The following is a 14,993-nucleotide window of genomic DNA, read 5'->3' on the forward strand; positions in this document are numbered from 1 at the left end:
AGCCTGTTCCCCCCTCGAGGGGGCGGCGCCTTGGGCCGGCGAAGCCGGACCCTTGGCCCCCACTGGTGAAAACCCCCGCTGGTTACGCTACTGATTCTTCATGCCAGCATGGGCCGCGGAACCGGCTTTGCCGGGCCGCAGGCGCGGTCCCCTGCAAGGGGAAAAGGGCTACACGCAGTGAGCCCGATAGGGGTGTGCCAATTTTTCGGCTTTGCCGGGCCGCAGGGCGGGCGGCCCCCTCGGGGGGCAGCGCATTACACGAAGTGAAAAGCGTGGGGGCTCAAGCTACCCTGCAAATCTTCAGCATATTGGTGCCGCCTGGCGCGCCCATGGGTTCGCCGCAGGTGATGGCATAAATGTCACCGCTTTCGACGATGCCGCGTTTTTTCAGGTGGGCCTCGGCATCGCCGAGCGCAGTGTCGCGCTCGACACTCTGGTCCATAAGCAGCGGCCTGACATTGCGGTACAGCGCCATCTTGCGCTGGGTCGCCAGTTTTGGCGTCAGTGCGTAGATGGGGATATGGATACGGTGGCGGCTCATCCACAGCGCCGTAGAGCCCGAGTCGGTCAGCGCCACAATGGCCTTGCAACCCAGGTGGTGGGCCGTGAACAGGGCGCCCATGGCGATGGACTGGTCAATGCGGTCAAAGGTCATGCCGGTGAAGTCGGCATCCAGTTTCACGTCCTCGGCTTTTTCGGCTTCGGCGCAGATATTGGCCATCTCGACAATGGTCTCCAGCGGATAACGGCCGGCGGCGGTCTCGGCCGAGGTCATGACGGCGTCGGTGCCGTCGAGCACCGCGTTGGCCACGTCGCTGACCTCGGCGCGCGTGGGCACCGGGTTGGTGATCATGGATTCCATCATGTGGGTCGCGGTGATGACCACCTTGTCCAGCTCACGGGCCATGCGGATCATGCGTTTTTGCAGCGCCGGCACAGCGGCATTGCCGACCTCGATGGCCAGGTCGCCGCGCGCGACCATGATGCCGTCGCTGGCCCTGCAGATGGCTTCCAGGTTCGGGATCGCTTCGGCACGCTCGATCTTGGCGATCAACCCCGGCTTGTGGCGGTGCTCGGCGCCGGCCACATTGCACAGCTGGCGCGCCATTTCCATGTCACTGGCGTTCTGCGGAAAGCTCACTGCGACATAGTCGGCCTGGAAACTCATCGCAGTGCGAATGTCTTCCATGTCTTTGGCCGTCAGCGCCGGCGCCGTCAGGCCGCCGCCCTGCTTGTTGATGCCCTTGTTGTTGGACAACACGCCGCCAATCTTGACCGTCGCATGGACCTGCTCGCCCTTTACTTTGTCCACGGTCATGACGATCAGGCCGTCGTTGAGCAGCAGGGTGTCGCCGGCCTTGACGTCGCGCGGCAGTTCCTTGTAGTCCAGGCCCACGCCATTGATGTCACCCAGCTCGGTGCGGGACGCGTCGAGCACGAACTTCATGCCTTGCTCAAGCTGCACCTTGCCCTCGGCAAATTTACCGACACGGATTTTCGGGCCCTGCAGGTCGGCCATGATGGCGACCTCGCGCCCGGCGCGGGTGGCGGCCTCCCGCACCAGCCTGGCACGGTCGATGTGGTCTTGCGCCGTGCCGTGGCTGAAATTCAGCCGCACGCAGTTGACGCCAGCGCGAATCATCTGCTCCAGCAAGGCCGGATCGCTGGAGGCGGGGCCAAGGGTGGCAACGATTTTGGTGCCGCGGCGCTGCATCTTCATGTCTGTCTCCTGTAATTTAGTTTCTTATTTTTACACGAATGAGTTACGTAGCGGTTACCAAGCCATCGCCGCAGCCGGGGTATTGGCCAGAAGCCGGAGGGTGGCCCGCTGCATGCAACGTGTCGCGCCCTGAACCTGCAAACCGCGGTTTGCCGTATTTTGCAAGTAGCGCCTCAATGGCCCGCGCGCTTTTGCAGGATTTCAAAGGCCGGAAGCGTCTTGCCTTCCAGCACTTCCAGAAAAGCGCCGCCGCCGGTCGAGATGTAGTCGACCTGCTTTTCAATGCCGTATTTGGCAATGGCGGCCAGCGTGTCCCCGCCTCCGGCGATAGAGAACCCGCTGCTGTCCGCAACGGCGCGCGCAATGCCTTCGGTGCCTTTGGCGAACGCGTCAAACTCAAACACGCCGACCGGGCCGTTCCACACGATGGTGCCGGCCGCCTTGAGCTGCGCCGCAAGTCTCGCGGTGGTTTGCGGGCCGATATCAAGAATCAGGTCGTCATCGGCGACGTCAGTGGCCGCCTTGACGGTAGCCGGCGCGTCAGCGGCAAAGGTTTTGGCGGTGACGACATCGGTCGGGATGGGCACCTCGGCGCCACGCGCCTTCATGGCGTCGATCACTGCTTTGGCTTCGGCCAGAAGATCGGCTTCGGCCAGGCTTTTGCCGATTTTCAAACCGGCGGCCAGCATGAAGGTGTTGGCAATACCGCCGCCCACGATGAGCTGGTCAACATTGGCGGCGAGCGACTTGAGGATGGTGAGCTTGGTCGAGACCTTGCTGCCGGCCACGATGGCAACCAGCGGCCTGCGCGGGCTGGAAAGGGCTTTGGAGATGGCGTCCATCTCGGCGGCCAGCAGCGGGCCGGCGCTGGCGACGGGCGCGTACTGCGCAATGCCATAGGTGGAGGCTTCAGCGCGGTGCGCCGTGCCGAACGCATCGTGCACAAAAATATCGCAGAGCGCAGCCATCTTGCGCGCCAGCTCTTCGCTGTTTTTCTTCTCGCCCTTGTTCAGCCGGCAGTTCTCCAGCATTACCAGCTGGCCGGGTTTGACATCCACACCGTCCACCCAACCCGACGCCAGCGGAACATCGCGTTTCATCAGCTCGCCCAACCGTTTGGCCACAGGCGCCAGCGAATCCGAAGGCTTGAATTCACCCTCCACCGGCCGACCGAGATGGGAAGTCACCATCACGGCGGCGCCGGCATCCAGCGCCATCTGGATGCAGGGAATCGAGGCGCGGATGCGCGTGTCTTCGGTGATGTTGCCGCTGTCATCCTGCGGCACGTTGAGGTCGGCACGGATGAACACGCGCTTGCCGGCAACTTTGCCGCTGGCACACAGGTCGGAGAAACGGATGAAGTTCATGGATGTCTCGCAAAATAAAAAATGCTTTGGGCCACAGCGCCCAAAGCCCTAAATTGTAGGTGCCTGTATGTGCCTGGGCCCGTCAGACAAAGCCGGAAAAGCGTAAATTGAAGCATCAAATGATGCCTCCCGCCCATGCAAAACGTGCGCAAGCAGCTACTGATTTGATAGCGCCCACCATCAACCGCGATGCGAAGCGAGCCGTACCAGGCCAGCATGAGCCCCGGAACCGGCTTTGCCGGGCCGAAGGGCGGGCGGCCCCCGAGGGGCTGGAGCCCGCGGCTCCAAGCCTGCCTGCGCAGGCTTGGACGGGCGACAGAGGCGCAGCGTCTCGCGAGCCGCGGCCTGCAAGGCCTCGGGAGCTACACGAAGTGAGCGACCGTGGGGGCTACCAATTCAACCCCATATGCAACGGCAAATACACCGCCATGCCGGCCAGGATGGTGCCCAGCACGCCGTGACGCCAGTAATACCAGGCGGTGCCGGCGACTACTGCAAAGAGCCGCGCGTCTTTCCAGGTTGCGATGAAGTGGCCCTGCGTCATCACCATTTCCGGCACGATCACTGCGGCCAGCGCAGCAATGGGCGCGTAATGCAGGCCGCGCTGCGCCCAGCCGGGCAGCGTCCAGGGCTTGCTGGAGAGAAAAAAGAAGGAGCGCGTGAGGACGGTCATCAGCGTCATGCCGATGATGGTCACCACCGTCCAGAGATCCGTCTGGTTCATGCTGCGTCTCCGGTTCCGGGAGTGGATACCGCAGGCTTGGCCGGCGCTGATTTTTCCAGCACCAGGCAGACGATGACGGCCACGGCAATGCCCACCAGGATATTGAACTTGAGCGGCAAGGCGAAGGTGGCGACAGCGGCGGCACCCGCGATGGCTGCAGACACCGCGCGCAGTCGGGTGGTGGCCAGCGACCACATGATGCCCAGCAGCGCCAGGATGCCGGCAAAGCCCAGGCCCCAGGACAGCGGAATGGAATTGGCCAGCGCGATTCCCACCAGCGTGGCGCCCACCCAGCTGACCCAGCTCATGCCGCAGCTGCCTACCCAGTAGGCGTCCTGGGCTTCAATGCCGGCAGCATCGGCGGCCGGGTGCGGGAAGCGTTTGGTAAAAAGCACATAGTTCAGGTCGGCCATGCCGTAGCCAAAAGCCATGCGGCGCCACAAGCTCTGGTGCATCACATAGGGGCGCAGGTGGGCGCTGAAGACCATGAAGCGCAGGTTGACGCAAAACGAGGTGGCCAGAATCACCCACATGGGTGCGCCAGCCACGATAAGTGGCAAGGCTGCCAGTTGGGAACTGCCGGCAAAAACCAGCACCGCCATCAGCAGCACCTCGATAAGACTCATGCCCGACTTGACCATCGCCACGCCTGTCATCAGGCCCCAGGCGGCGATACCCGGCGCGACGGTGGCGAGCTCACTCACCCCGAGCCGGAAGTCCGGATGCTTGAAGAATGTCTTCACAAAAAACCCGCCCTTTTCTGTCCCGTCATTTTTTTCACCCCTGTCTGGCGATATCCGGTTGAATGAAGACCATGCCGGGACGTATCTCAAACCCCCGCAAAAACTCGGACGCATCCAGCGCCTTGCCGCCGGCTTTTTGAAGCCGGCTCACACGCAGAACGCCATCGGCGGCACAAATGTCCACACCTTGTGGCCCTGCGGCAAGGACTTCACCGGCCTCGGCCCCGCCCGGCCGGCGCACATCCGCCAGAACTTCGGCACGCCAGAACTTGAGGGTTTGCCCGTCTACAACACCGGCCGCGCCGGGAAACGGGTTGAACGCCCGGATGCGCCGCTCGAGTACGGCAGCGCTTTGCGACCAATCCAGCAATGCTTCATGTTTTTCAATTTTGTGTGCGTAAGTGATGCCCTCTGCGGGCTGAGAGACCGCCTGCAGGCCTCCGCACGCAGCGATCTCGAGGGCCTCCACGATGAGCCGCCCGCCCAGATTGGCCAGCCTGTCGTGCAGCGAAGCCGTGGTGTCGCCAGGTGCGATGCGCAGCTTTTCCGTCAGGAGCATGTCGCCCGTGTCCAGCCCGGCATCCATTTGCATGATGGTGACGCCGGTTTCCGGATCACCGGCTTCGATGGCCCGGTGAATCGGCGCGGCACCGCGCCATCTCGGCAACAGCGACGCGTGGATATTGAGGCAGCCGAATTTCCCGACCCCCACGCTTTTCACTTCGTGTAATGCGCTGCCCCCCGTGGGGGCTAATTTTCCTTGGGGCGGCCCTGCGGAAAATTGCGGGCTCATAACGTCAAGAACCCACTGCGGAAGAATGAGTCCGTAGGCCGCCACCACCATGACGTCCGCGCGTGCTGCGGTGATGGCTTCGCGCGCCGCGGCGGCATCGTCAGGGAATTTGCCGTCCAGCCGCAAGCTTCTGGGTTGGGCGATGGGCGTGTGTGAGGTTTCGGCCCATTGCTTGACGGGCGAAGCCTGCAGTTTCATGCCGCGGCCTGCGGGGCGGTCAGGCTGGCTCAGTACGAGGGGAATCTCAAAACCGGCTGCATGCAGCTTTTCAAGGGCCACACGGGCGAACTCAGGGGTACCGGCAAAAATGACACGCATGGAGTCCGATTCTAAAGACTCCTAGGGAAATCCCGTGGTTCCGGCACGCGGTACTGACGGCCGACGTCCGTACGTACGGACAGGTTAACGGGGCGAGTCGCGCTCCTCGTCCTTTTTCTGCTTGATCATCTTGGTTTTGATGCGGTTGCGTTTCAGCGGGGACAGGTACTCCACAAACACCTTGCCCATCAGATGATCCATTTCATGCTGGATGCAAACCGCCAGCATGCCTTCGGCTGCGTGCACCTGCAGCTTCCCGTCTAGATCCAGCGCCTGTACCTTGATGGCGGTAGAGCGTTCCACGCCGTCATAAATACCAGGCACCGACAGGCAGCCTTCGTCGCCCACGCGTGTTTCTTCGCTGGCCCAGACAATCTCGGGATTGACCAGCACCAGGGGCTGGGTCCGGTCTTCGCTGACATCAATCACGACCAGGCGCTCATGCACATCCACCTGGGTTGCCGCCAGGCCGATGCCCGCCGCTTCGTGCATGGTTTCGAGCATGTCGTCGACCAGCTTGCGCAGGCGCGCATCAACGGCCGCCACAGGCTTGGCAACGGTGTGGAGGCGGGGGTCGGGGTAACGAAGAATGGTTAACTGGCTCATGGAGGAAGGCTGGGCAATGGGTGAGATGTCGCTATTTTCGCCACTTTTCTCTGTTTTTCGGCATCCTGATATTCCCAGAATCGTGTATTCGTTGCTTAATCAAGGGCTTAGGTACAAAATCGTTAGTGATTTATCAAGATATAAACACGGTTTTTTTCGCGGGGTTGCACCCCGAAAACGCCGTCCTAGCCCCATAAAAGCGCCGAAGGCCTACAAGATGCAAACAATTTCTGGTCGTTTCAGTCAAATTTCAATAGCCGCTGCAGCTCTTTTGGGCATTTCGGTCGGCTTGCATGCTCAGAACTTCCCCATCACGGCCGACCAAAAAGCCACGGCAGCCCAAGTGGCCCAGACAGGCGTTCCCCTGGGCGATCTGGCTCCCAATGCGCCCGATACCTACACCGTGAAGCGCGGCGACACCTTGTGGGCAATTTCCGGTTTATTTCTGAAAAACGCCTGGCGCTGGCCCGAGCTATGGGGCATGAACCTCCAGGACATCCGCAACCCTCACCGCATTTACCCGGGGCAACAGCTCTATCTGGAGAAATCCGATGGGCGTGCCGTTTTGCGAACCCGCCAGGCCCAAACCGATGGCCCGCCGACAGACACCGTACGAGTTTCTCCGCGCACCCGCTTTGAAACCCTGGCAGACACCTCCATTCCCACGATCGCGCCCAACCTGATCGAGCCCTTCCTGAATGAGGCCTTGATCGTCGACGAGGCCATGCTTTCCAATGCGCCCCGCATTGTGGCGGCCCAGGAAGGCCGCGTTCTGCTTAGCCGCGGAGATCGCGCCTATGCGCGTAGCCAATACGGCACCGGCAGCACCACCGGCAAACCCCTGAGCATTGAAAAAGGCGAACCGGTCAATTACCGGGTGTTTCGCAACGCAACGCCGCTGAAAGATCCGACGACCCAGGCGATTCTGGGCTACGAGGCGCAATACGTCGGCAAGGCGGAAATAGCACGCGGCGAATCGGTTGCGGAAATAGCCGGTAAAGACGGCAAGCTGCAATCCGAAATCGTGCCGGCGACGATCGACATCGTTGCTACCAAAGAAGAGATGCGTGTGGGTGACCGGCTGTTGGTTGAACCGCCACGCGAGTTGCTGAATTACATACCGCACGCGCCTTCTTCTGCCGTTGCCGGACAGATTGTGTCTATCTATGGAAGTGCCGTGACCAATGCTGCGGAGAACCAGGTCGTGGTCATCAATCGTGGCGCCAGGGATGGCCTGGAACGTGGCCATGTCATGGCCATTCTCAAGGACGGGGAACGACTGAAAGACAAAACCGACAGTAACCGCACGCAGATCAAGTTGCCCAACGAACGAAATGGCCTGTTGATGGTGTTTCGCACTTTTGATGCCGTTTCCTATGCTCTCGTCCTTCAGGTGACTGACGGCGTGAAGGTAGGGGACCGTTTCGCCAACCCCAATTAACCGGCGGACAAGCAACGCACCGGCGTCGGTAATCCGAGCCCACCTACATTCGGGGCAAGTTCTCGAAGTCGTTGACCCTTTCTTCCTTTCAGCTCTGGCTATCACGTGGAAAAACATGAGCTCCAGGCCTGGTTGCGCCTGACCCTCTCAACGGGCGTAGGAAATGAGAATTCCCGCAAGCTGCTAGCCGCTTTTGGATCAGTGCAGGCGATTTTTGACCAGAGTTCAGCCGCGCTGGAACAGTTGGGTTCGGAGAAATTGGCCCGCGCACTCAGGGCAGAGCCTCCAAATCTGGCAGCCCAGCTGCAAATGACGCTGGACTGGTTGCAGGCCGGCGAGCACCGGCGGGTGGTCGCGATTGGAGACGCGGCCTACCCCGCGGCCTTGCTCGACATCGCCGATCCCCCGCTGATGCTCTACATGCTCGGCAAGCATGCACCCCAGCCGCAGGCGTTATCGCCATCCCCCGTGGCCCATATAGCCATCGTAGGCAGCCGCAACCCGACGCCGCAGGGCGAAGCTAATGCGCGCCAATTCGCCAAGGCCCTGGCCGGTGCCAAACTCTGCGTTGTGTCAGGCCTGGCCTTGGGTATCGACGGTGCGGCGCACGACGGCGCCATGCAAGCCGGCGGAGATACCATTGCCGTGGTGGGTACCGGACTAGACCGTGTCTATCCCAAAAAACATCTCGAGCTGGCGCACCGTATTGCGCAGCAAGGCATGATCATCAGCGAATTCCCGCTCGGCACGCCACCGCTGACCGCGAACTTCCCGAGACGCAACCGCATCATTTCCGGCCTGTCGCTGGGCACTCTGGTCATCGAGGCGGCTCTGCAATCCGGCTCGCTGATCACCGCGCGGCTGGCGGCCGAACAGGGCAAAGAGGTGTTTGCCATACCCGGCTCCATCCATTCGCCCCAGTCACGCGGCTGCCACGCACTGATCAAGCAGGGAGCCAAGCTGGTGGAAACTGCGCAGGACATATTGGAGGAATTAAATCTCCCTGCGCGGGGTGTGGCGCCGGGTGCAGCGGCATATACGTCAACAGAGAAAGAAACCGGTCTCCTGGTCGAGTCCCCCTCATCTACCGCCCTGATCGCCGCACTGGGATTCGACGTGGTGAGCCTGGACACACTACAGGCGCGAACCGGGATCGAAACAGCCATGCTGCAGGCACAGCTACTTGAGCTGGAACTCGACGGACAGGTGTTCAGGCTTCCCGGCGGCCTGTTCCAGCGACGCGCTGACGCATAAACACCGCACTCTTTTCACCGGCTTGACAATGCTGCCGCCAACTGCGTTATATTGGACGCATGTTCGAAGTACTCGTGTACGTCTACGAAAATTACTGGCAAGGTGACGCTTGCCCCGAACTTCAGCGGCTCGGCCGCAAACTGACAGCAGCGGGTTTTGAGGCGGAAGAAATCCAGGCGGCCCTCGTCTGGCTCGACGGCTTGAATATCGCCGCCCAAGGCACGCAAATCAGTCTGCCGGCCAGTGCCCCGTCAGAGCTCACCGAGCCCGGTGCGCATCCGGTCATTCAGCCCCAATCCCCCGACAGCCTTCGCGTTTATTCGGTTGCCGAGCAAACACAACTCGGCGCACAGAGCCTGGGATTTGTGAGCTTCCTTGAGTCGTCCGGCGTATTGCCTCCGCACATGCGCGAGATTGTGATTGACCGTGCCATGGCGGCACCGGGCGACCCCGTCACGCTGGATGACCTGAAAATCATCGTATTGATGGTCTATTGGAGCTTCGGCGAAGAACCCGATGCGCTGGTTCTGGACGAATTGTGCGACGACGCGGAAGGTCGCCTTGCTCACTGAATAGCACTGCGGCACAAAAACGACATTTTTGAACCGGTTGCCCGGGCACGCCGGACAACGAGGCCCTTAGCCGAGCAACCGCTCGGGATTTGCATCCAGCTTGGCAAGCGCGTCGCGCGTGGCACGTACCGTGAGCGCTTCCTCTTCCGTAGGCACCAGCAAACCCGACTGCAGGTAGGCCGCGAGCCGACGAGCCTGGATCAGGAAGTTCCGGCCATCGGCAGAAGCAAACAGGTGCAACTGCTTGCGATCACTGCACCAGGCAAACTGCACATGACTGATCTTGCCGTTGTGGTCCAGGCTGAACCATGTACCTACCTGGAGCTCCCGGGCCCATGCGCGCATGGCTTCCGTGGGCTGGCTGCCACCATCGGCGATCACTTCAATGTCGGTAGCATCGATCCCGATCATGGTGACCAGGCTGTCAGTATCTAGCGGCAGGTCGCCGACGTCCTCATCGGAAAGATAGTCTTCCAGGTTCATCAGCCGTTTGGCCATGATCTCCACCCGCTCCTGGGAAATGGTGTCGGTTTTGGACATGAATGCATCGGCCAGCGTATCGCTGATGGTCTTCAGGTGCCCGTCCTGGTCAGACACACCCAAGCCCAGCATGGACATGCCCAGGCGCAGCAGCTGCAGCAATTTCGGCAGGTCTGCAATCACACGGGCGCGATCATTGCGGTTCGGTTTGGCGCTCGCGGCCCACACCAGATCAGCGGCAGCCCGCTTGAGCGTGATGGTTTCCTCGTGCTGCGGCCCGTTCTTCATCGCGGCGATGGCCAGTACTTCGGCCCATACCTTGAAGAGGAATTCGCGGATCTCGTCACGAACCGGCATGTCATTGAGCATGTTCCGCATCTCAATGGTGTACTGGATCGTCATGGTCTCTTTTTGTTCGACCTGTTGCGCGACGCTCACAACACGGGCGGCGCTGCCATGCTCGGAAAGGAATTTGGATAAAAACTTTTCGAACTCGTCATAAACCAGCTGAAACACCCGGCGCCCTGTTTCGGGATACTGCTCTATCACTTGCACAATGCGCTTGACTTCAGATTCCATGGCGCCGCCGGCCACCGTGACGTCAAAGCCCAATACGCAGGAGCCCATGCGGTCGATCAACCGGCGTGCAGGATGCTGCAGCGACTCAAAGAACTCTGGCTCGGAAATCGCCACACGCAATACCGGCATCTGCAAACGGGCAAACCAGACCCGGATCACAGGCGGAATGCGGTCTTCGGCAAGAATGCTCTGGAACATCAGGGCGACGATTTCAATCGTCGCCTTCTCGGATGAGGTGGACGCCGCCTGCTTGAGCGTATTGGTTCGTTCCCGCAAGGCAGTAGCAGCATTGTCGACATGCACCTGGCCATAGATCTGCCCTTGCGCATCTGCGAGCAAGGTACGCTCTGCACCGGTTTCTTCCTGCTTCTGCACACTCACCATGGCCTGCGCGAGCTGAGGCGACGCCTGTGTGGGGTGGGTATCGTCGAAGCCTGCGACCTGGTTCGACAGCAAACGCTTGAGGTGCCCCATCACACCCTGGGCCCTCATGCGTGCCCTGGCGAGCGGCGTCGTCGCCGTTTGCATGCGGGTTTCATCGTAGACTGCGCCGCCTTGCCTGGATACGCCTGGCTGCGACCCTGCCCCTTCGGACGCCGCACCTCGAGAAGCTGCACCCTGACGGCCGGCAGAAGCTGAAGATCGCCCGCCACCCACACCCTGAACCCGGCTATCAGGCCCATCGCCCTGGCCTCCGCCAAAACCACGTGCGCCACCGCCTTCAGACCCGCCGGTCCTGGAGCCGGTTTCGCCGCCGAATTTGCCGCGTTCCTTCTCGGAAGTGGAGGCTTTCCTGGCAGACGCTCCGGCATCCGCAGCGGAGGGTGTGCGTTTGACCAGCGGTCGTAAGTCGATTTCCGCCATCACCCCCTGCTGCACCAAAAACTCGTTGGTGGCATGGTAAGTCTCCAGCAGGTGTGTGCCCATGTCCTTCTGGATGACATCCTGGACAACGAGCCAGACATCCCGTGGCAGCGATGCAAGACTCCATTGCTCAACCATGTGCTGGGCAAGCACCTCGGGGCGAAGAATGTCCTGCTTGTGCAATTCCGTGACGGCCTCCAGGTTTTGGATGCGCAACCGGAGGTCGTTCAACTCCCAGCTTGCGAAGTCCAGCAACCGAAGCGCGAGCCGCGAAGCAAGGATTTTGTCCTCCATCACGTCGTTACCCATCAATTCAAATTTGCCGCTGTCGGCAAACCTCGAGGGCGAGTTTGGCGCAGGAATCGTCTGGGCAGTGGTCCATGCGGCGGTTGTGCCACGAACCCAGGTGGCACCACTTTTCTGGAAAGCCATCCAGGCATCACGCCGGTCCTGCATTTCCCGGACACCGCCGGGCTGATCAACTGCGGCAGTGAGCCTGTCTTGAATGGTTTTCGCCAGTGCAGGCAGTACGCGTACAGCACGCTCCGCAAACAGCGCACGTGCCTGCTCGACCAGAACCCTGCTATTTTTGTTACTTGGAGCCACAGCCGCCCTAGGATGATTAAGTCATAGCTTACACCGTGGCCCCGGCGTTGGGGTCGTTGGGATCCTCGTCTTTTTTGGCCGGCCCTTTCATCAGGTCCTCACGCCGAATGCCAAGCCACATGGCGATTGCAGCGGCAACAAACACCGACGAATAGATCCCGAACAGGATGCCGATGGTCAACGCCAGGGCAAAGTAAAACAGGGTCGGCCCGCCAAAGAGAAGCATGGACAGCACCATGATCTGGGTGGAACCGTGGGTAATGATGGTACGGCTGATGGTGGACGTGATCGCGTTGTCGATGATCTCGGTGGTATTCATCTTGCGATAGCGTCGAAAGTTCTCGCGAATCCGGTCAAAGATCACTACCGACTCATTGACGGAGTAGCCCAGCACCGCCAGCACAGCAGCCAGCACAGCCAGTGAAAACTCCCACTGGAAGAAAGCGAAGAACCCCAAAATGATCACGACGTCGTGCAAATTGGCGATGATGGCCGCCACGGCATATTTCCATTCGAAGCGGAAAGCCAGATAGACCATGATGCCGAAGACCACCATGGCGAGCGCCTTCAGCCCGTCGTGGGCAAGCTCCTCGCCCACCTGTGGGCCGACGAATTCAGCGCGCCGCAGCGTCACATCCGGGCTGGCAGCCTTCAGGGCCGCAAGCACCTTGTCGCTTTGCTGCGCAGTGCTTACGCCCTTTTGTGCCGGCAAGCGAATCATCACGTCGCGTGAGGTGCCGAAATTCTGGACCTGCACATCGGCGAAGCCCAGCCCTGCCACCGTATCGCGGATTTTCCCGACGTCGGCAGCCTGGGTGTAGTTCACCTCCATCAGGGTGCCGCCGGTGAATTCGACGGACAGGTGCAAGCCGCGCGAGAACAGGAAGAATACGGCCAAAGCGAACGTGGCAAAGCTGATGGCATTGAAGATCAGGGCGTGCCGCATAAACGGAATGTCACGCTGGATTTTGAAAAATTCCATCTGGAGTCCTTGGGAAATTCAGGAAAAGGGCCGGGCGTGGGCTTACTTCGCCACCGCACCCGAAGTGGTGGGCCGCCACACAGTGCCAATGGAAACCGTCTTGAGCTTCTTCTGGCGGCCATACCAGAGGTTGACCAGGCCGCGCGAGAAAAACACCGCCGAGAACATGCTGGTCAGGATACCGATGCAATGCACCACGGCGAAGCCGCGGACCGGGCCGGACCCAAAAGCCAGCAACGCAAGACCCACAATCAATGTCGAGGTGTTGGAATCCAGAATGGTTGCCCAGGCCCGCTCATAGCCTGCATGAATCGCCGCTTGCGCGGAGGCACCGTTTCGCAATTCTTCGCGCACACGCTCATTGATCAGCACATTGGAGTCGATGGCCATGCCCAGCGCAAGCGCCATCGCCGCCATGCCAGGCAAGGTCAAGGTAGCCTGCAGCATGGACAGCACCGCGACCAGCAACAGCAGGTTGACGGCAAGCGCCAGGCCGGAAAACAGGCCAAAAAGCATGTAGTAGATCGCCATAAACGCCACGATCACGACAAAGCCCCACGACACGCTGTGAAAGCCCTTGGCAATGTTATCGGCGCCCAGCGTCGGGCCAATGGTGCGCTCTTCAATGATTTCCATGGGAGCGGCCAGCGAGCCCGCACGCAGCAACAGGGCGAGATCGTTGGCTGCGTTGATATTCATGGCACCCGAGATGCTGAACCGTGTACCCAATTCCCCGCGAATGGTTGCCACCGAAATAGCCTGCCCTTTGCCCTTTTCGAACAGCAGGATGGCCATCGGCTTGTCCATGTTCTCGCGGCTTGTTTCGCGCATCACCCGTCCACCCTTGGCATCCAGCGTCAGGGATACATTGGGTTCCTGCTTTTGCGAATCGAAGCCGGCCTGGGCATCCGTCAGGCTCTCGCCGGTGACAAGGACCTGCTTCTTCACAATCACCGGATTGCCGCTGATATCAGGGAATTTTTCCGAGCCGAAGGGAACCATGCCTCCCCCGGTCATGGCTGCACGGGCCTCAGCGCTGTCATCCACCAGACGCATTTCCAGGGTCGCCGTGCGCCCCAGAATATCCTTGGCCTTTGCCGTGTCCTGCACGCCCGGCAGCTGTACCACGATACGGTCTGCGCCCTGTTGCTGGATCACCGGCTCAGCCACCCCAAGCTCGTTGATCCGGTTGTGCAGCGTCACCATGTTCTGCTTGAGGGCCTGGTCCTGGATGCGGCGCGCAGCCTCGGGCTTGATCGTGGCCGTCAGTTTGTACTCGGTTCCTTCCGGCACCTCCATCGTCTGCAGGTCTGGAAACTGGTCCTGAATCAGGCCTTTTGCAGATGCCAGCGTGGCCGAGTCACGCACCTTGATGTCAATAGCCTGGCCGTTGCGGGCGATGCCACCGTGCCGGATATTTTTTTCGCGCAACGACATCCGGACATCTCCGGCCAGGGACTCGGCACGCTTGGCCAGCGCGGCCTGCATGTCTACCTGCAGCATGAAGTGCACGCCTCCACGCAAATCCAGCCCCAGATACATGGGGTTTGCATGCAACGATGTCAGCCATGCAGGCGATCGGGACAACAGGTTAAGCGCCACCACATAACCGGAGTCCCCCGCATCAGGGGCCAGCGCTTTCTGAATCGCGTCCTTGGCCTTGAGTTGCGTGTCGGTATCGCCAAACCGCGCCTTGACGGAATTGCCGTCCAGGGCGATGACATCCGCCGTAACGCCGGCTTCCTTCAATATTTGCTCCACTTTCGCCATCGTCGTACTGTCGATCTTGACGGTGGACTTGGCGCTGGAAACCTGGACCGCAGGCGCTTCGCCGAAAAAGTTGGGCAGCGTGTACAGGGCTGCGACGATGAGCGCAATCACAATGATGGCGTACTTCCAGGCCGGATAACGATTCATGAGAGGGCTGTTCCTGGTGGACGGATG

At 60.7% G+C, this 14,993-nt stretch carries 12 protein-coding genes; 3 read left to right on the forward strand and 9 right to left on the reverse strand.

What is annotated here, in order from left to right; all coding sequences use genetic code 11:
• Positions 1–280: 280 nt before the first annotated feature.
• The 6 genes from pyk to def form a co-directional block, all read right to left on the reverse strand.
• Positions 281–1,714, reverse strand: coding sequence for a pyruvate kinase (pyk, locus tag ACXJKE_RS20420; protein ID WP_457282458.1), 1,434 nt, complete (start codon positions 1,712–1,714; stop codon positions 281–283).
• 179 nt (positions 1,715–1,893) lie between these two features.
• Entirely contained in the window at positions 1,894–3,087 is a 1,194-nt protein-coding gene (locus ACXJKE_RS20425) for a phosphoglycerate kinase (RefSeq protein ID WP_457282407.1), read from the reverse strand.
• A 388-nt stretch (positions 3,088–3,475) separates the two neighbouring features.
• The gene (locus ACXJKE_RS20430; RefSeq protein ID WP_457282408.1) at positions 3,476–3,811 is read right to left on the reverse strand and encodes an AzlD domain-containing protein; all 336 of its coding nucleotides are present in this window, start codon (positions 3,809–3,811) and stop codon (positions 3,476–3,478) included.
• Complete coding sequence (locus ACXJKE_RS20435) at positions 3,808–4,554, reverse strand: AzlC family ABC transporter permease (protein WP_457282409.1); 747 nt, start codon at positions 4,552–4,554, stop codon at positions 3,808–3,810. Before ACXJKE_RS20435 ends, ACXJKE_RS20430 begins: the two co-directional genes overlap by 4 nt.
• Before the next feature lie 34 nt (positions 4,555–4,588).
• Entirely contained in the window at positions 4,589–5,665 is a 1,077-nt protein-coding gene (locus ACXJKE_RS20440) for a methionyl-tRNA formyltransferase (protein ID WP_457282410.1), read from the reverse strand.
• A gap of 84 nt (positions 5,666–5,749) precedes the next feature.
• A complete protein-coding gene (gene def / locus ACXJKE_RS20445) occupies positions 5,750–6,271 on the reverse strand; it encodes a peptide deformylase (RefSeq protein ID WP_457282411.1) in 522 nt (173 codons plus the stop codon).
• Between the two features lie 217 nt (positions 6,272–6,488).
• Here def and ACXJKE_RS20450 point away from each other — a divergent pair, with 217 nt between their 5' ends.
• From ACXJKE_RS20450 to ACXJKE_RS20460, 3 genes are all read left to right on the forward strand, one after another.
• The gene (locus ACXJKE_RS20450; RefSeq protein WP_457282459.1) at positions 6,489–7,712 is read left to right on the forward strand and encodes a LysM peptidoglycan-binding domain-containing protein; all 1,224 of its coding nucleotides are present in this window, start codon (positions 6,489–6,491) and stop codon (positions 7,710–7,712) included.
• 105 nt (positions 7,713–7,817) lie between these two features.
• The gene (dprA, locus tag ACXJKE_RS20455; RefSeq protein WP_457282412.1) at positions 7,818–8,966 is read left to right on the forward strand and encodes a DNA-processing protein DprA; all 1,149 of its coding nucleotides are present in this window, start codon (positions 7,818–7,820) and stop codon (positions 8,964–8,966) included.
• 59 nt (positions 8,967–9,025) lie between these two features.
• Positions 9,026–9,538, forward strand: a complete 513-nt coding sequence (locus ACXJKE_RS20460; RefSeq protein WP_457282413.1) for a DUF494 domain-containing protein — start codon at positions 9,026–9,028, stop codon at positions 9,536–9,538.
• Positions 9,539–9,604: 66 nt separating this feature from the next.
• Here ACXJKE_RS20460 and ACXJKE_RS20465 read toward each other — a convergent pair whose 3' ends face one another.
• The 3 genes from ACXJKE_RS20465 to secD are packed head-to-tail and all read right to left on the reverse strand — an operon-like array spanning position 9,605 to position 14,966.
• Complete coding sequence (locus ACXJKE_RS20465) at positions 9,605–12,067, reverse strand: DUF1631 family protein (RefSeq protein ID WP_457282414.1); 2,463 nt, start codon at positions 12,065–12,067, stop codon at positions 9,605–9,607.
• Between the two features lie 28 nt (positions 12,068–12,095).
• Positions 12,096–13,049 carry a protein translocase subunit SecF gene (gene secF, locus ACXJKE_RS20470; RefSeq protein WP_457282415.1) on the reverse strand — a complete coding sequence of 318 codons (954 nt, stop codon included), beginning with the start codon at positions 13,047–13,049 and terminating at the stop codon, positions 12,096–12,098.
• Between the two features lie 42 nt (positions 13,050–13,091).
• Positions 13,092–14,966, reverse strand: coding sequence for a protein translocase subunit SecD (gene secD, locus ACXJKE_RS20475; RefSeq protein ID WP_457282416.1), 1,875 nt, complete (start codon positions 14,964–14,966; stop codon positions 13,092–13,094).
• Positions 14,967–14,993: the final 27 nt, after the last annotated feature.

The sequence above is a fragment of the Polaromonas sp. P5_D5 genome (genome assembly GCF_054049435.1).